The 16,795-nt window shown below is 59.2% G+C and carries 12 protein-coding genes, 1 tRNA gene and 2 pseudogenes; 2 read left to right on the top strand and 13 right to left on the bottom strand.

Features of this window, described 5'->3' with window-relative positions; genetic code table 11:
* Positions 1-21: 21 nt before the first annotated feature.
* From ACI766_RS11460 to ACI766_RS11445, 4 genes are read right to left on the bottom strand one after another with little or no spacing between them, the layout of a single operon-like run.
* Complete coding sequence (locus ACI766_RS11460; protein WP_052048826.1) at positions 22-2,085, bottom strand: AIPR family protein; 2,064 nt, start codon at positions 2,083-2,085, stop codon at positions 22-24.
* Positions 2,078-3,049, bottom strand: a complete 972-nt coding sequence (locus ACI766_RS11455; RefSeq protein WP_031755768.1) for a PD-(D/E)XK motif protein — start codon at positions 3,047-3,049, stop codon at positions 2,078-2,080. Before ACI766_RS11455 ends, ACI766_RS11460 begins: the two co-directional genes overlap by 8 nt.
* Positions 3,036-5,789, bottom strand: a complete 2,754-nt coding sequence (locus ACI766_RS11450) for a Z1 domain-containing protein (protein WP_047691463.1) — start codon at positions 5,787-5,789, stop codon at positions 3,036-3,038. Before ACI766_RS11450 ends, ACI766_RS11455 begins: the two co-directional genes overlap by 14 nt.
* Positions 5,779-7,260, bottom strand: a complete 1,482-nt coding sequence (locus ACI766_RS11445) for an ATP-binding protein (RefSeq protein WP_049955995.1) — start codon at positions 7,258-7,260, stop codon at positions 5,779-5,781. Before ACI766_RS11445 ends, ACI766_RS11450 begins: the two co-directional genes overlap by 11 nt.
* 234 nt (positions 7,261-7,494) lie before the next feature.
* Between ACI766_RS11445 and ACI766_RS11440 the strand changes: the two are divergent.
* Both ACI766_RS11440 and ACI766_RS11435 read left to right on the top strand, forming a co-directional pair.
* Positions 7,495-8,409, top strand: a pseudogene (locus ACI766_RS11440) (integrase core domain-containing protein).
* Positions 8,410-8,430: 21 nt separating this feature from the next.
* Positions 8,431-8,778: pseudogene (locus ACI766_RS11435) on the top strand (tyrosine-type recombinase/integrase); the annotation flags it as partial.
* 375 nt (positions 8,779-9,153) lie between these two features.
* Here the strand turns inward: ACI766_RS11435 and ACI766_RS11430 are convergent.
* From ACI766_RS11430 to thrS, 9 genes are all read right to left on the bottom strand, one after another.
* Positions 9,154-9,230 (bottom strand) — tRNA-Pro (locus ACI766_RS11430).
* Between the two features lie 89 nt (positions 9,231-9,319).
* Complete coding sequence (locus ACI766_RS11425) at positions 9,320-9,676, bottom strand: MerR family transcriptional regulator (RefSeq protein ID WP_003090655.1); 357 nt, start codon at positions 9,674-9,676, stop codon at positions 9,320-9,322.
* Positions 9,657-9,959 (bottom strand): integration host factor subunit alpha, encoded by a 303-nt coding sequence (gene ihfA, locus ACI766_RS11420; protein WP_003090661.1) that lies wholly within the window; start codon positions 9,957-9,959, stop codon positions 9,657-9,659. Before ihfA ends, ACI766_RS11425 begins: the two co-directional genes overlap by 20 nt.
* A gap of 3 nt (positions 9,960-9,962) precedes the next feature.
* On the bottom strand, positions 9,963-12,341 hold the full coding sequence (pheT, locus tag ACI766_RS11415) for a phenylalanine--tRNA ligase subunit beta (RefSeq protein WP_003451893.1): 2,379 nt from the start codon (positions 12,339-12,341) through the stop codon (positions 9,963-9,965).
* 34 nt (positions 12,342-12,375) lie between these two features.
* A complete protein-coding gene (gene pheS / locus ACI766_RS11410; RefSeq protein ID WP_003090666.1) occupies positions 12,376-13,392 on the bottom strand; it encodes a phenylalanine--tRNA ligase subunit alpha in 1,017 nt (338 codons plus the stop codon).
* Between the two features lie 97 nt (positions 13,393-13,489).
* Complete coding sequence (gene rplT / locus ACI766_RS11405; RefSeq protein ID WP_003099086.1) at positions 13,490-13,846, bottom strand: 50S ribosomal protein L20; 357 nt, start codon at positions 13,844-13,846, stop codon at positions 13,490-13,492.
* Between the two features lie 23 nt (positions 13,847-13,869).
* Positions 13,870-14,064 (bottom strand): 50S ribosomal protein L35, encoded by a 195-nt coding sequence (gene rpmI / locus ACI766_RS11400; protein WP_003090673.1) that lies wholly within the window; start codon positions 14,062-14,064, stop codon positions 13,870-13,872.
* A gap of 61 nt (positions 14,065-14,125) precedes the next feature.
* Positions 14,126-14,677, bottom strand: a complete 552-nt coding sequence (gene infC / locus ACI766_RS11395) for a translation initiation factor IF-3 (protein ID WP_003119938.1) — start codon at positions 14,675-14,677, stop codon at positions 14,126-14,128.
* A complete protein-coding gene (gene thrS / locus ACI766_RS11390) occupies positions 14,677-16,599 on the bottom strand; it encodes a threonine--tRNA ligase (RefSeq protein WP_003090677.1) in 1,923 nt (640 codons plus the stop codon). The genes infC and thrS overlap by 1 nt, the downstream gene beginning before the upstream one ends.
* Positions 16,600-16,795: the final 196 nt, after the last annotated feature.

Here is a 16,795-nt window from a genome sequence, read left to right as displayed (position 1 = left end):
CAGAGGCGGCTCGCGCGGGCTTTAGTATTCGATTTCCAGTCGCTCCAGCAGATATTTCAGCGCGCCCTTCTCCCCCTTCGAGAGGCTGGTGAGACGCCCAGCCGCAAGCTTCTTGAGCGCATCCATGTTCTTGGGCGAAGCAGCCCCGCTCTGTCGGGCCTGCTCCATGATCTCGACTGCTCTGTCAGCCAGACCGAAAAGGGCAATATCGAAATCGATCTCCTGATTCCTGATCGCTTCTCGCTGCCCCTGCCTTGTTTCGTCTGCGTATTCCTGCAGAGAAACCCCATACTGCTTCACGGCGGAGCCGGGTAACCCCACCCTCCCCTTGACATACTGCGCCCAGCAGAACTCCCGCTTGGCGAACTCGGATACGTTTCGCACGCTTTCCGGAGGCGACTTGAGAATTTCGGACACTCTCCAGGCCTCCACGAACATCCAGTCCAGGAGAGTCCGAGGAACCTCTTGCTCCCGCCAGATCCTGTCCAGATCGATCTGAAGCTCTGCAGCCCGAAACCCCTCGGCACATGCCGCAATCGTGTAGGTAACTATCTGGGCCTTGTAGCCACGGTCACTGCGATACCATTCCGATTTCTGCACAATCTCATCGAGCCGGAGAAAAAGCAGAGCCTTGGCCACGGCCCGGCGAAACCACGTCTCTGTGATCTTCGAAGCATCATCGAGCCCAGCAAGCACTGATGTAAACCTGCTGAAGCATTTCTGAGCCCCTTCACTGACATGATGGGGCTTGCCTTCAAAAGCCAACTCGTATTTGGCCAAGTCGGTCTTGGTCAGTAGCTGGGATTTCGGATAGGTCAGTTCCAGCCTGCTGCGCTCGGCCTTCGACTTGTAGGCAAAGAGATTCTTGTACTGCCCCCGGGCACGCTCGTAGAACCATTTGCTGCTGTGCAGGGCTCCTGCCCTCTGTGGCACAGATACGTCCTTGGAGAGACGCTCGATCCTGATCTGAACCGGGCTGTTGGAGGCCAGGTCGGCAAGGGAAACCTTGTTCTGGGTGTTCGCATATTCGGAGATGCAGGGAACCACCTCCTCGAGACGCCCCTCATCGACAACCGACAGTTTGACCTGAACGTACACCTGATCGAGATCCCGCCCCAGCCCATCTCTGGCGTATAGCAGGGAGGCTGTAGTCTGGCCACCATTGACGATCTGGAAATCCCTGATATGGGAGATGGCCGGCCCACCTTCTTCCAGTCTACGGATATCGACCGATGAAGCCGTGGCAGTGATTCCGTTGTTGTAGGCGAAGAACATTCCGGGTTCTTCGGCAATGGTTCGCAGAATGCCCTTGTTGACACTGGTTCTCGCCTGCAGATAACTCCTGACATTCTGCTCCAGCAGGCGATTGCCGAAAGCTGCAAATACCTTCGCCAATGCGCTGCCAGACATGGCAAATAGATAACTCTGATAGCTCTCAGCTCCGGTCGATACAGGCAGACATTCGATCGCCCCACCGAAGTCCTCATCGAAGTCAATCTCGACCGGCTCGCCACCGACGGACGAGATTCTTGCATAGCGCTCGAGATCCAAGACGTTGACGTGCAATGTCACCGAACCGACATCCCGGGTCTCGAAGAGACTTTTGCGGACACGGAGATGACAGTTGGTGAAGAGAATGACGCGCAGGCGCCTGATTCTGCTGCCGTACTGCTGAATCAGTGCAGCAAGCTGATATGCAGGGCTGGCCTCCTCCAGACTGGCCAGGAACTTCTGGCTCATGGCCGCCTTGAAGAACCGCTCGACACCATCGACGGCCCTGTCCACATCCCGGCTGTTGACGGCAGGCATATCCGCCTCCTGCCGATAGTCGCAGACTGCGAGATAGAGATCGCCGGCCTCGGAGCTGTCATCACTGAGCATACCCAGTGCGTACCCATCGACACGGTATCCTCCAGAACCTTCCTTCAGCACCGGACAATAGTCCATGTCCGGTGTATCCCCATTTTCTGCAGCCAGAGTCGAATAGATCCGGAAGAACTCGGTGATCTGCAATTCGTGACCGGCAACGCTGCCTACACGCACCTCCTCGAGCAGCTCTTCGTACTCATCCTGGAGATCAGCCATTGATGAACATCTCCAGTTCCATCTGATCTATCCGGTAGTCGTCTATGGCTTCGCAAGCGATGTCGTACTTCACTCGAACGATCCCGTCAGGAACGGTAGAAGGGACTAGCCGCGGAAACCCCTCGGCAACACGATAGACCCGTACGGCGTCCAGGTTGAACGCTTCACTGACATAGCCGGCGTCATGCTGATATCCAACGAGGAACAACTTCCGCTGGAACTCCATCAGACCAGAATGGGTACCAGAAAGCCGGAAGGATATGTCCGCCACGAGCGACGCCAGACTGACTCCACTTTCCGAAACGGTGAATCGGTGCAGAGCAACGCAGAGCTCTCGTCCATCACCGTCAAGCTGTTCCAGCGAGGACACCCTGATCATGAACGGCTGGGTCGAAAGCTGCGACTTGACTTCTATACGAACGTTGTTGAGGCCGATATCGTTGGTATCACCATCCGGCCCTCGCCACCCGCGGGTGACCACCTCTGGAGCAACCTCACAAACGTCGATCAACCACTTCACCAGACAGAGCTCACCGAGCAGGCCGAGCCGCTCCCTGAACGACATTTCCCGCGATCGCCCTCGGCGCAGCAGGTCTGCCCAGCGATTCAGCCGTACGGCGAATATGTTCGCGGCTCCGGCAGGGCTTTCCGATCGCGAAGAGGCATCCGCGAGGTCGGCACACATGATCGAAAAGAGATCCTTCAACTGATGGTCTGTCAGGCAGAGCACAAGACGGTGCCCCCCGTCGATCTCGCAGTGACGAACGGCCACATTCTCGAACTCCGGCAAGTTCGAGCCATTCAGCTCCGATGCGCTGGACTCCAGAATGAATTCTCGCTCGCCTGCACTGGAGTAGCTGATGAACAGATCGAGGAGATGATCCGGACAAACCCTGAAGCGCCCGGCGCCTCGGCCGAGATGTGCGATCTCGTCCCACTTGGCAATGAAGTCATTCGTCACCATCAAGATCCTCGTCCGACTCTGCCTCCTGACGTTGCCGCTCCATCATCTGAGCCAGACGCTTGGTCACCGCATATTCGCGCGGCTGTGGAGCCACACCCGTGTCTGGAAATGCCAGACTGATCGACACGACAGGCCTGCCAGCCTCGAAGTCGAGCTTCTTGCTCTTCTCGTCGGATTTCTTCAGCCTGAAATCCAGCAGATGTATCAACAGGAGAGGCCGTGTTCTGGCCATCAGGTACTGCATCTCTGGGCTGAAATCCGGAAATTCGCTCTCTATTTTTGCAATCTGCTCACGCAGTTCCTCTCTTTCGCCATACTGAAGGTCGGTTCTTGCAGCATCTGCGACAACGTTCTTTGCCGTTATCTTCACGACATTGGGGTCATCCGATTTGGAAACCCCGGAATGTCGTACTCGACAGTAGATATTCTTCCCCTCCCCTCGCCCGAACGGAAAATCTATTCCCGGCTCACCAGTTCGCCGGAACGGGATCGCAATGTCCCATAGTGCCAGTTCGCCGCTGGCACGATCAGCAATGTAGTCCGATGTGAGACTTCGGCCTTCGTATCCCAAAGCAAAATGCAGTTGCGGAAGCTTGAACTCTCGAAGCAGCTCCTGAACCAGAGCAACGCCAACGCCCTTCCAGACCAGAGCTCCATCATCTGACACCTCATGCTCAACCCAGCCTGTTCCAAGCTTCTCCACGAGGGACGTCACGGCAGCGAAATGCTCAGCATTGATGCTCCCGTCGTTGAACAGCTCGAACGCCTGAAGATGCTTGGTGGAAAGATCCACTGCCATCAGCACAGGCTTGGCGGCCCGCATCTTGTTCGCGGCGGTAATGGCTATACCTGTTGGACTTTGGCGGACCTTGAGACCGAACTCGTTAGGCGTGATCCCCATCCGCTCCATGCGAACAAGGTCCTCCCGCAGCTCTTCAACCGCGTTGCTTACCTCACGAAAGTCCCCCAGCATCTCGCCGGTAGCATGGATCCGACACAGTCGCTCATAGCCCGGCCGATAGCCGAACCAGCGCCCCATCTGCAGCAGTGTGTCAGCAGCACCGACATTCCTCAGTACGTACGATACCGCCAACCCCTCGAGAGTCAGTCCACGGGCCAGGGCCAGACCACCGACTGCAATCACATGCATGCCTGACTCGGGGGCTTTCGTATAGTCCAGACCACCGCCCTGCATGTTTACCAGCCGGACCTCGACAGGTGCCAGGCCACGCCGCAAGGCACCACGAACATCGTCCCAGTCGAAATCGCAGTGCTCCGCATATTCCTTTTCCCAGATCTCGTGCAGCCTTAAAAGCAGCCGCGAACTACCCCAGGAGCTGCTGGATGCCCAGGCATCAACAGCAGCCTTCAGATCCTGCAGCAGCAGGTAGATGAGATCGTGGATCTGGCGCTGAATGGCATTGAATCTGCTGACATTCACCAGCATCGATGAATGCCTGCGGCTCTCGCCGGCAAGAACCCGAATGGACCTGAATACAGTGAATTCGAGAACTGCATCCTCGAGACTTTCCGGCAGTTCACTGACCGGATCTCCGGACTTGTGGCTCAGTGGAAGCAGATCAAGGTAGTCGCCTGGTATTTCGCGGATGCAAGCCTCGAACAGCTCTCCGCCGTCGGAAAAGAGCTTCTCGGCGCCGATATAGTTTCCTGGCGGCTCAAGAGACTTGATGAAGTGCTCCGGAAAAAGGTCATCCTTGAGCATGCTGTCTTCGGTATCCGGATCGATGAAGATGTTGGCAAATGGCGTAGCCGTATAGCCAACGTAGGAAGAGCGCCGCGAACAGCTCAGCAATTCACGTATCCGAGCGTTGATGCGCGTGGTAACACCCGGATCCTTTGCGGTATTGACCGATGCATTGTCCGCTTCGTCATCGATCAGCAACATCGGCCCCTCGAGTTGCCCGTCCTGACGAAGCCCTCTCAACCAGTCGGCAAGACGAGCCAGAACCTTCTCGTTCTTCTTGGTAACAAACAGTATTGGATCAGCAAAATTGCCCTCTGTGGCACCGACACTTTTCGCCGTTTTCACACTGAAGTCAGCACTCTGCGTAGTCCCACAGAAGGGATGCCTTATCTCCCCTCCCTCCCCCTCAAGCCCCTTGAGAACATAGGAGACCGGATATATTTCCGAAACAAAATTGTCTCCGAGGGATGATTTTCCGACAAAAGTCTGATCCAGCCTGACCTGAGTCTGATATCTCAGTGAATTGGTCAGCCCAGCGAGAACCACGATTACCCGATAACCTGCATCTGCCGCCTTGGCAATCAACGCGGAATAGTTCGTGGTCTTTCCCGACTGCACATGCCCCATGACCAGACCTCGGCGCCGCCAAGAGTCGCCCTCAAGAGGGTCACCCAGATATCCCAGAATCTCGTCGGTAACCTTGTCGACGGACTGGACGACCTGAACAGGCAGGATCGAATGATCCAGCCAGTACTTCTGCAGCCTGCGCCAGTAGTAGAAGTCGACTTCTCCCTTCCGCCCGGGGTACCACTCCTGGAAATCGGTCTTGAGAACGTGACCCTCCCCCTGCTGGGTACCATATATCGTTTCCAGATGCCTGATCAGGCGACTCGCCAGCTCTTCATCAAGAATACTTGCAAGAGCAGAAACTTCCTTCACATGTGTGTCCAGAAACCCCTGAGGTACTGGAAACCGCCCCTGAATCCGTCTGTCTATCTCCACTCGCAGAAAGCTCAAGCTAGCATCAAAGTCCATTCGACATCCCCCACTTCCTGGCCGTATTTTTACGAACATAGCTTTCCGTATAGGTCCATTGGCTTGCAAATGGCTCCATTACGGCAATGAACTTCAGAAAGCCCTCGATCTCCGGGGCACCATCACAGTCCTGCAGGTAATTGATCATGCACTGGTCAACCAGCGACTCGAACTCCTCGACAGAGGTGGAACACTGATTCACCCCTGCTTCGGCATCTTTCAGAAACATGTCAGTCGGAAAATAGGACTCAAGCAGCCGGAGTACCGCATCGAAATCCGCAGAGAAGTCCGGCTGCCCCAAAAGCCGGGCCACCATTGGGTGCTCGCGGTTCACGCGATAACGAATCTGGCCGTTCTTTACGTATCGTCGCCAGACCGAATGGATCTCAAGCCGATCCAGAGCAACACCTTTATTGCGATGTACTCGAATCGAGCGTCGATTGAAACGCCTCACAACCTCCTGCAGTCTGCGCTTCAAGACTGCGGGTAGCTGAGCGTCAGACTTGTCCACAGTTATTCGCCAATCGGCATCCAGAGTATTCGGCAGATCCACCCGGACCCGCGTCAGTTGAGTGAGCTCCCCATGCGGCACCAGACGGAACCAGGTTCCGTAGATAATGAGGCGTCGATTCCGATATACATAGAACCCTTGATTTCGAACCATGCCCTCTGGCCCGCCCAGCTTCTCTTGGTCCTCGGTCGACAACTTGGAGAAATGAGGCAGTACATAGGGTTGAACCCTGATCTGCTCCCCACTGGGCATGACGATGTTCTCTGCATCCAGTGTCTGGGTTGCATCATGTGAGGTCATGAACGGGTCGATCGGGAAAAGCTGATTGCCATTGATGACTATCGTCAACCGTCGCTTGCCCTCACCGGCAAGGTAACGATGAAATATCAGGGAAAGTTTCTGAATGGCGTGGGCAATTGTGTGGGTAAGCGACTCGTCAACTGAAACACTGTGTTCCCGATCCAGAAGCCTGTCCGAGCGACTCCATATCACCTCGGTTCCCGAAGGGGTACCCGGCTTCCCGTCAAGCAAGTGCAGAGCCTCAGCTCCTTCCACGACATTCATGCTCCAGTCGTCGATATCATCGATATCCCAGCTTGCGGCAGTAATGGCGCTCTGCTGCCAGGAAACAACCGTCAAGATGCGTGCTTGGGAAAGCGATGCAGACTTGAGCCCCCATCCGAACCGGCCCAGATCATCAGGCTCACGCTCTGCCTGAGGATTGGCACTGGCTGGGCGCATAGCGACGGTCAGGGTCTCCCTGTCCATACCGACACCGTCATCCCTGATCCTCACCTGCACATCATCCGGCTTCGGAATGAAGGTAATGTCCACCCGTTTCGCCCGTGCCTTGATGCTGTTATCTATCAGGTCAGCCAGAGCTGCGGCCAAGTCATAGCTACCAAAGCTTCTGGCGGTAGCCATAAGATCCTTGGCCAAAGGCGGATTCGGGATCCTCATGTCCTCTCCTAGATTCGAACTGCGTCCTAAGACTACAAGTCGACGACAACACTAGCCGGAACACACCGGCCTAGTAAACAAATTCAAGAGCATAGTGCCATCACCTCGAGTCCCACTGTTCTCTATGAGCCGTGTCAATTCAGCACCGAGTAAGAGATGTCTATGACCTGCCCCCCCCCGATTTCAGTACCACGTCAAACTTAGTAGAGTCCGTTTTCCGAGCAGGAGACGGCAGTGAAAAAGCGTTTTACCGAAGAGCAGATTCTCGACTTCCTCAAGCAGGCGGAGGCCGGTGTGCCGGTGAAGGAACTGTGTCGCCGACACGGCTTCAGTGATGCCTCGTTCTACACCTGGCGGGCCAAGTTTGGCGGTATGACCGTGGCGGACGCCAAACGGTTGAAGGATCTTGAACTGGAAAATAGCCGATTGAAGAAGTTGCTCGCCGAGGCCCACCTCGACATCGAGTCGCTGAAAGTGGTCGCCCGGGGAAAAGGGTAAGCCCGACAGCACGGCGGGAGGCGGTGCAGGAGATGCAAGCGCGAACCGGCATCTCCGAGCGTCGTGCCTGTCAGTTGATCGGGCTATCCCGCTCGGTGTTGCGCTACCAGCCGCGAGCCAGTGTGCAAAACACCGAGCTGCAAGCCCAACTGGTGGAACTGGCCCAAGAGCGCCGGCGCTTTGGCTATCGCCGCCTGCACATCCTGCTGCGGCGTGCTGGCGCACGGTATCAGCGGCTTTCGCGTCACACGGGCGCTGGACGAGATGGCGCGGTTTCGCGGCTACCCGAAAGCGATCCGCACCGACCAGGGGCCCGAGTTCACCGGCAAGGCACTCGATCAATGGGCCTATCAGCGCGACATCAAGCTGAAGCTGATTCAGCCTGGTAAGCCCACGCAGAATGCCTTCATCGAGTCGTTCAACGGTAAGTTCCGGGACGAATGCCTCAATGAGCACTGGTTCTGTTCGCTGGCCGAAGCGAGAATCCGCATCGCGGCCTGGCGGCGGGATTACAACGAACACCGACCGCACAGCACGATTGGCAATCTCACCCCGGCAGAATTTGCTGCAAGTTGGCGAACTCGCCAGCAGCAGCTGAAGCAGGAAAAATTGATATCAACCCCAGGGCCATTAACTAGGCAGCGGTACTAAAGCTGGGGGCAGGTCAGTAACGATGGCATCCCCTCCCCCTTCCTGATCCATCGGCGACCGGATCGGAAACTGGGGCTTGCTGACCGAAAGGAGCATTGGACGAAGATCGATGAGCGTTATCTGTCCAGAGCATTCAAGGAAGCGCGGGAGGCTGCAGCCTGCTATTCAGGATGGAAAGACGAAGAGATGCCGGGCTTCCATGAGATCAGAGCCCTCTCGCTGCATCTGTATAAGAAGGCCGGGAAAGATGGCCAAAAGATCGCTGGGCATGCCAGCGCGGAGATGACGAAGAACTATCTGCGAGACCACACGGATGTGGTCTGGTCAGATGCGATTCCTGATCTGGATATCAGCCAGATCAGTAGCTAATGGTGCGGAGGCAGGGAATCAAACCCTGCAGTGTACCTCTTGGGTAGGCATGACAGCTCTTTCTCTAAGCCAACTCTCGATCGGGGGCATGTTCACCATCAGGTCTCCGCAGGGACACTACACACACCAGAACGCTTTTAATTGCATTGCTCAGTTTTGCCATGACAAATACCTCCAGATGGAATTGAAGTTGAACAACAAACCAACCGAAGACCTTGACGGAGACCCCGAGCGAGATGGTCAAAGAGAACGCCAGCCACACCTTTATTGCCAAGCCGGTGTGAAATAGTTTTGCGCGTATTTTGCGCCTGTTTTGCGCAACCGCTAAACGAAAACGGCCCAAATACTGTAAGTGCTTGAGCCGTTTCGAGAATTTGGTCGGGACGGAGTGATTCGAACACTCGACCCCTTGCACCCCATGCAAGTGCGCTACCAGGCTGCGCTACGCCCCGACTGTACTTCCGAGCTCAGTGGCTGTGCTTCCGAAGTGAGCCGCACTATATACTAAGCTTCTGATAAGTGGAAGTTTTTTTTGCTTCCGTCACTTCTTCAGGACCAGTAGGACTTCCTCCAGCTCGGCGATCATCTGGCGGATGAGCTGCTTGTACTGGGTGACGTCGTCCTTGGCCTCGTCGCCGGAGAGGCGCTGGCGCGCCCCGCCGATGGTGAAGCCCTGGTCGTAGAGGAGCGCGCGGATCTGGCGGATCATCAGCACGTCCTGGCGCTGATAATAGCGGCGGTTTCCGCGGCGCTTCACCGGGTTGAGCTGCGGGAATTCCTGCTCCCAGTAGCGCAGCACGTGGGGCTTGACCGCGCACAAGTCGCTGACTTCGCCGATGGTGAAGTAGCGCTTGCCGGGAATCGGTGGCAGCTCGTCGTTATGACTTGGTTCCAGCATATGCCTCAACCCTGGCCTTCAGTTTCTGCCCTGGACGAAAGGTGACAACGCGGCGGGCCGTGATCGGGATTTCTTCGCCGGTCTTCGGGTTGCGTCCGGGGCGCTGGCGCTTGTCGCGCAGGTCGAAGTTGCCGAAACCGGACAACTTGACCTGCTCGTTATGCTCCAGCGCCTGGCGGATCTCTTCGAAGAACAACTCCACCAACTCCTTGGCTTCCCGTTTGTTCAGGCCCAGCTCTTCGTACAGACGTTCCGCAATTTCAGCTTTCGTCAGAGCCCCCATACGCTATTTCCTTAACGTGGCATTGAACCTTTCTTCCAACGACGTGACGATGTTCTGCGTCGTGCTATTGACTTCATCGTCATTAAGAGTGCGCGATGGATGCTGCCAGGTCAAGCCGACGGCAAGGCTTTTTCTATGCGGATCAATGCCTTTACCGTGATACACATCAAACAGCCTGAGGTCCGTCAGCCATTCGCCGGCCGCCGCACGGATTTGTGTCAGGATGTCTTGTGCCGGCACGTCCTGATCCACCAGCAGCGCCAGGTCGCGGCGCACTTCGGGGAAGCGCGACAGCTCGCGGAACTTCGGCAGGTGGCCGTCGACTACTTCGGCCAGCAGCAGCTCGAAGAGGAACACCGGCTGCTCGAGGTCGAGCTTCTTCGCCAGTTCCGGATGCAGCGCGCCCAGGTAGCCGACCAGCCGCCCGTCCCGCTCGATGCGCGCGGTCTGCCCCGGGTGCAGCGCCGGGTGCTCGCCGGGCACGAAGCTGAAGTCGCCGAGGGCACCGGCACTGGCCAGCACTGCCTCGACATCGGCCTTGGCGTCGAAGAAGTCCACGCCGTCACGACCATTGGCCCAGCCTTCCGGCAGGCGCTTGCCGCAGATGGCGCCGGCGAGCATGGCTTCCTGCTTCAGGCCTTCCAGTTGACCGACGAAGCGCAGGCCACTTTCGAACAGGCGGACCCGCGACTGCTGGCGGTTGAGGTTGTGCTGCAGCGCCTTGACCAGGCCCGGCCAGAGGCTGGAACGCATCGCCGCCATGTCGGCGGAGATCGGGTTGGCCAGGGTCAGCGGCTGGGTGCCCGGATCGAACAGCTCGAACAGGGCCGGATCGATGAAGCTGAAGGTGATCGCTTCCTGGTAGCCGCGGGCGACCAGCAGGCGCCGCAGCAGCGGCAGCGCGGCGCGCGCTTCCGGCTTGTTGTTCGGCGCCAGGCGCGCCTGCGGGTAGCGCACCGGCAGGCGATTGTATCCGTAGAGACGGGCCAGTTCCTCGATCAGGTCGACTTCCAGGGAAATGTCGAAGCGATGGCTCGGTACGCCGACCGACCACTGCCCTTCCCCGTCGGCTACCACCGTCAGTTCCAGGGCTTGCAGCAGGCGCACGATCTCGTCGGCGTCCAGCGGCATGCCGAGCATCTGGGTCACGCGCTCGGCGCGCAGGGTGATCGGCGCGACCTTCGGCAGGTGCGCTTCGCTGACCTGCTCGACGATCGGCCCCGGCTCGCCGCCGACGATGTCGAGGATCAGGCGCGTCGCACGCTCCATGGCCTTGCGCGCCAACTGGCTGTCGACGCCGCGCTCGAAGCGATGCGAGGAGTCGGTGTGCAGGCCATAGGAGCGGGCCTTGCCGGCCAGGGCGATGGTGTCGAAGAACGCGGCTTCGAGGAACAGGTCGCGGGTGCTGTCGCTGACGCCGCTGTGCTCGCCGCCCATCACCCCGGCGATGGCCAGGGCGCGCTGGTGGTCGGCGATCACCAGGGTGTCGGCGCGCAGGGTGATTTCCTGGCCGTCGAGCAGGACCAGCTTCTCGCCGTCCTCGGCCATGCGCACGCGCACGCCGCCGTTGATCTCGGCAAGGTCGAAGGCATGCATCGGCTGGCCCAGTTCGATCATCACGTAGTTGGTGACGTCGACCACCGGGTCGATACTGCGAATGTCGGAACGGCGCAGGCGCTCGACCATCCACAACGGGGTCGGCCGGCTCAGGTCGACGTTGCGGATCACCCGGCCGAGGTAGCGCGGGCAGGCAGCCGGCGCGGCGAGCTCGACCGGACGGGTCTCGTCGTGCTGCGCGGCGACCGCGTCCACCGCCACCGGCGCCAGCGGGACGTCGTAGATGGCGCTGACTTCGCGGGCCAGGCCGGCGAGCGACAGGCAGTCACCGCGGTTCGGGGTCAGGCCGACCTCGATGGTGTAGTCGTCCAGCTCCAGGTAGGTGCGGACGTCCTGGCCGACCGGCGCGTCGGCCGGCAGCTCGAGCAGACCGGCGTTCTCTTCGCTGATCTGCAATTCCTTGGCCGAGCAGAGCATGCCGAAGGACTCGACGCCACGCAGCTTGGCTTTCTTGATCTTGAAGTCGCCCGGCAGTTCGGCGCCGATCATGGCGAAGGGAATCTTCAGGCCCGCGCGCACGTTGGGCGCGCCGCAGACGACCTGGAAGGTCTCGCTGCCGTTGCTGACCTGGCAGACGCGCAGCTTGTCGGCGTCCGGATGCTGTTCGGTCGAGAGCACCTCGCCGACCACCACGCCGCTGAAGGCGCCGGCGACCGGCAGGTCGGCGTCGACCTCGAGGCCGACCATGGACAGGCGAGCGACCAGCTCGTCATGGGAAACCTGCGGATTTGCCCAGCTCCGCAGCCACTTTTCACTGAATTTCATCCTGTTCTCCTAAGGAATCCGGTTGCGTTCTGGCCTAGCGGAATTGTCCGAGGAAGCGCAGATCGTTATCGAAGAACAGACGCAGGTCGTTCACCCCGTAGCGCAGCATGGCCAGGCGCTCGGCGCCCATGCCGAAGGCGAAGCCCTGGAATTTCTCGGGATCGATGTTGGACATGCGCAGCACGTTCGGGTGCACCATGCCGCAACCCATGACTTCCAGCCAGCCGGTCTGCTTGCACACGCGGCAGCCGTTGCCGCTGCAGATCACGCACTGAATGTCCACTTCGGCCGAGGGCTCGGTGAAGGGGAAGAAGGACGGACGGAAGCGCACTTCAAGCTGCTTCTCGAAGAAGGCGCGGAGGAATTCCTCGATGGTGCCCTTGAGGTCGGCGAAGCTGACACCCTCGTCCACCAACAGGCCTTCCACCTGGTGGAACATCGGCGAGTGGGTCAGGTCGGAGTCGCAGCGGTAGACGCGCCCCGGGCAGACAATGCGGATCGGCGGCTGCTGGGACTCCATGGTCCGCACCTGCACCGGTGAGGTGTGGGTACGCAGCAGCATGTTCGCATTGAAATAGAAAGTGTCGTGCATGGCACGCGCCGGGTGGTGGCCCGGAATGTTGAGCGCTTCGAAGTTGTGGTAGTCGTCTTCGACTTCCGGGCCTTCGGCGACTTCATAGCCGATGCGGCTGAAGCACTGCTCGATGCGCTCCAGCGTGCGGGTGACCGGATGCAGGCCGCCGCTCAGCTGGCCACGACCGGGCAGGGTGACATCGATGCGCTCCGCGGCCAGCCGGGCGGCCAGCGCGGCCCCTTCCAGCTCGGTCTTACGCGCGTTCAGCGCATCCTGGACCTTTTCCTTGGCCACGTTGATCAGCGCGCCAACCTTCGGCCGCTCTTCGGCCGGCAGGTCGCCCAGGGTCTTCATCACCTGGGTCAGTTCGCCTTTCTTGCCGAGGTAGTGAACCCGGATCTGCTCCAGGGCATTGACGTCTTCGGTGTGTCGCACAGCCTCCAATGCTTGAGAGACCAGCGCATCCAGGTTTTCCATGTATGGACTCCAGATACAAAATAGGGGAAGAGCGGTAAGGCTCTTCCCCTATCGGTGACGTTACGTCCGGACCGAAGTCCGGTGATTGTCGTAGGGCTTAAGCCAAGCTTGCCTTCGCTTTCTCGACAATCGCGGTAAACGCCGCTTTTTCGTTCACTGCCAGATCGGCCAGGACCTTACGGTCGATCTCGATGGCCGCCTTTTTCAGGCCAGCGATCAGACGGCTGTAGGACAGACCGTTCTGACGAGCACCAGCGTTGATACGGGCGATCCACAGTGCGCGGAACTGACGCTTGCGCTGACGACGGTCACGGTAGGCGTATTGGCCAGCCTTGATCACCGCCTGCTTGGCAACGCGGAACACGCGCGAGCGTGCACCGTAGTAGCCCTTGGCGAGCTTCAGAATTTTCTTGTGACGACGACGGGCGATAACGCCACGCTTAACACGAGCCATGAATTAATCCTCTACCTTAATAATCAGCGCAGACGCAGGGAGCGTTCTACGCGCGCAACGTCAGACTTGTTCAGCATCGAGGTGCCGCGCAGTTGACGCTTACGCTTGGTGGTCATCTTGGTCAGGATGTGGCTCTTGAAGGCGTGCTTGTGCTTGAGGCCACCAGCAGTCTTCTTGAAGCGCTTGGCCGCGCCACTTTTGGTCTTCATCTTTGGCATGTTCGGATACTCCGCATTGAGTGATTACGCATAACCGCAAGGCCTGCCAGTGCCCTGGTGGTTACTTTTTCTTCTTGGGAGCGATGACCATCATCAGCTGGCGTCCTTCCAGCTTAGGATGCTGCTCGACGGTGCCGTACTCCACGAGGTCGGCTTCGACCCGCTTCAACAACTCCATCCCCAGCTCCTGGTGAGCCATCTCACGGCCGCGGAATCGCAGGGATACCTTGGCCTTGTCCCCTTCACTAAGGAAACGTACCAGGTTGCGTAGTTTTACCTGGTAATCCCCTTCTTCCGTCCCTGGACGAAACTTGATTTCTTTGACCTGCGCCTGCTTCTGGTTCTTCTTGGCGACCGCAGCCTGCTTCTTCTTCTCGAACAGGTGCTTGCCGTAGTCCATGATGCGGCAGACAGGAGGCACCGCGTCGGCCGAAATCTCAACCAGGTCCAGCTTCGCCTCTTCGGCTAGGCGGATCGCCTCATCGATCGAAACAACACCAACCTGCTGGCCATCAGCTCCAATCAACCGTACCTCACGAGCCGAGATGTTCTCGTTGATCGGGGGTTTCGGTTGAGCTCGCTTATCCTGTCTCATTTCACGCTTAATAATGATTACTCCGAGTCTTGGCGACCACGCCGGGAAACCGCCTGTGCCAACAGCTCAGCGAACTGGGTGACGGGCATGGAGCCCAGGTCTTCCCCTTCGCGCGTACGCACCGCGACGGCCTTCGATTCAACTTCCCGATCTCCAATAACCAAGAGATAGGGAACCTTGAGCAAAGTATGCTCGCGGATTTTAAAGCCGATCTTCTCGTTTCTCAAGTCGGACTTGGCACGGAATCCGCTTTCCCCGAGGATCCGCACCACCTCGGCGGCGAAATCGGCCTGCTTGTCGGTGATATTCATCACCACCGCCTGGGTCGGCGCCAGCCAGGCCGGGAAGGCTCCGGCGTAGTGCTCGATGAGCATGCCGATGAAGCGCTCGAAGGACCCGAGGATCGCACGGTGCAGCATCACCGGGCGCTTGCGGTTGTTGTCCTCGGCGATGTAGCTGGCGTCCAGGCGCTCCGGCAGGTTCGGGTCGTACTGCAGGGTGCCGCACTGCCAGTTACGGCCGAGGCAGTCCTTCAGGGTGAACTCGATCTTTGGCCCATAGAACGCGCCCTCGCCCGGCTGGTATTCCCAGGCCAGGCCGGATTCGTTCAGCGCATCGGCCAGCGCGCCTTCGGCGCGATCCCACAGCTCGTCGGAACCGACGCGCTTGGCCGGACGGGTCGACAGCTTCATGGCGATGTCGGTGAAACCGAAGTCGCGGTAGACCTGCAAGGTCAGCTTGATGAAATCGGCCGCTTCCTTCTTCACCTGCTCTTCGGTGCAGAAGATATGCGCGTCGTCCTGGGTGAAGCCGCGTACGCGCATGATCCCGTGCAGCGCGCCGGACGGCTCGTTGCGGTGGCAGGCGCCGAACTCGGCGAGGCGCAGCGGCAGGTCGCGGTAGGACTTCAGGCCCTGGTTGAAGATCTGCACGTGGCACGGGCAGTTCATCGGCTTGACCGCGTAGTCGCGGCTTTCCGAGGAGGTGGTGAACATGTTCTCGGCGTAGTTCGACCAGTGGCCCGAACGCTCCCAGAGGATGCGGTCGACCACCTGCGGGGTACGCACTTCGACGTAGCCATGGTCGCGCTGGACCTTGCGCATGTACTGCTCGAGCACCTGGTAGACGCTCCAGCCATTCGGGTGCCAGAACACCATGCCCGGCGCTTCTTCCTGCAGGTGGAACAGGTCGAGCTGCTTGCCGATGCGGCGATGGTCGCGCTTCTCGGCCTCTTCGATGCGCTGGATGTAGGCCGCCAGTTGCTTCTTGTCGGCCCAGGCGGTGCCGTAGATGCGTTGCAGCTGCTCGTTCTTCGAGTCGCCGCGCCAGTATGCGCCGGAAATCTTGGTCAGCTGGAACGCCTTGAGGAAGCGGGTGTTCGGCACGTGCGGGCCGCGGCACATGTCCACGTACTCCTCATGGAAGTACAGGCCCATGGCCTTCTCGTCCGGCATGTCGTCGATCAGGCGCAGCTTGTAGTCTTCGCCACGGGACTTGAACAGCTCGATGACCTCGGCGCGCGGGGTCATCTTCTTGATCACGTCGTAGTCCTTGTCGATCAGCTCGCGCATGCGCTGCTGGATCGCCGCCATGTCCTCGGGGGTGAAGGGGCGCTCGAAGAAGATGTCGTAGTAGAAGCCTTCCTCGATCACCGGGCCGATGACCATCTTCGCGGTCGGATAGAGCTGCTTGACCGCATGGCCGACCAGGTGGGCGCAGGAGTGGCGGATGATCTCCAGTCCTTCCTCGTCCTTGGGCGTGATGATCTGCAGGGTCGCGTCGCGATCGATGGTGTCGCAGGCGTCGACCAGGCGGCCGTCGACCTTGCCGGCGAGGGTCGCCTTGGCCAGGCCCGCGCCGATGGATTGGGCCACCTCGGCCACGGAGACCGGGTGATCGAAGGAACGTTGACTGCCGTCGGGAAGAGTAATGATGGGCATGGCGCCTCCTCTCCTAGTGGTGACCCCTACCAAAGGCCACGTGGGTTGGGATGTGCCAGTAAGCGTCGCCCGCCGGGCCGGCCTGCCTCACAGTGGCAGGCGCCTTGCGGCACCCCTGCGCCGAAGCGCGCGGACGGAGATCACTGGGAATGGATACTGACGAAAAACGCCGGAGCTGATCCGGCGCGAAGCGCCC

The organism is Pseudomonas sp. DL, from assembly GCF_047199225.1.
Lineage (GTDB): Bacteria > Pseudomonadota > Gammaproteobacteria > Pseudomonadales > Pseudomonadaceae > Pseudomonas > Pseudomonas aeruginosa.
This window is presented reverse-complemented; position numbering and strand designations above follow the sequence as displayed.

Coding starts and splice junctions, on each gene's coding strand:
- thrS (WP_003090677.1), bottom strand. CDS start 16,599: ATGCCCATCATTACTCTTCCCGACGGCAGTCAACGTTCCTTCGATCAC.
- rplT (WP_003099086.1), bottom strand. CDS start 13,846: ATGGCTCGTGTTAAGCGTGGCGTTATCGCCCGTCGTCGTCACAAGAAA.
- ACI766_RS11460 (WP_052048826.1), bottom strand. CDS start 2,085: ATGGCTGATCTCCAGGATGAGTACGAAGAGCTGCTCGAGGAGGTGCGT.
- ACI766_RS11425 (WP_003090655.1), bottom strand. CDS start 9,676: ATGCTGGAACCAAGTCATAACGACGAGCTGCCACCGATTCCCGGCAAG.
- rpmI (WP_003090673.1), bottom strand. CDS start 14,064: ATGCCAAAGATGAAGACCAAAAGTGGCGCGGCCAAGCGCTTCAAGAAG.
- ACI766_RS11445 (WP_049955995.1), bottom strand. CDS start 7,260: ATGAGGATCCCGAATCCGCCTTTGGCCAAGGATCTTATGGCTACCGCC.
- ihfA (WP_003090661.1), bottom strand. CDS start 9,959: ATGGGGGCTCTGACGAAAGCTGAAATTGCGGAACGTCTGTACGAAGAG.
- ACI766_RS11455 (WP_031755768.1), bottom strand. CDS start 3,049: ATGGTGACGAATGACTTCATTGCCAAGTGGGACGAGATCGCACATCTC.
- pheT (WP_003451893.1), bottom strand. CDS start 12,341: ATGAAATTCAGTGAAAAGTGGCTGCGGAGCTGGGCAAATCCGCAGGTT.
- pheS (WP_003090666.1), bottom strand. CDS start 13,392: ATGGAAAACCTGGATGCGCTGGTCTCTCAAGCATTGGAGGCTGTGCGA.
- ACI766_RS11450 (WP_047691463.1), bottom strand. CDS start 5,789: ATGGACTTTGATGCTAGCTTGAGCTTTCTGCGAGTGGAGATAGACAGA.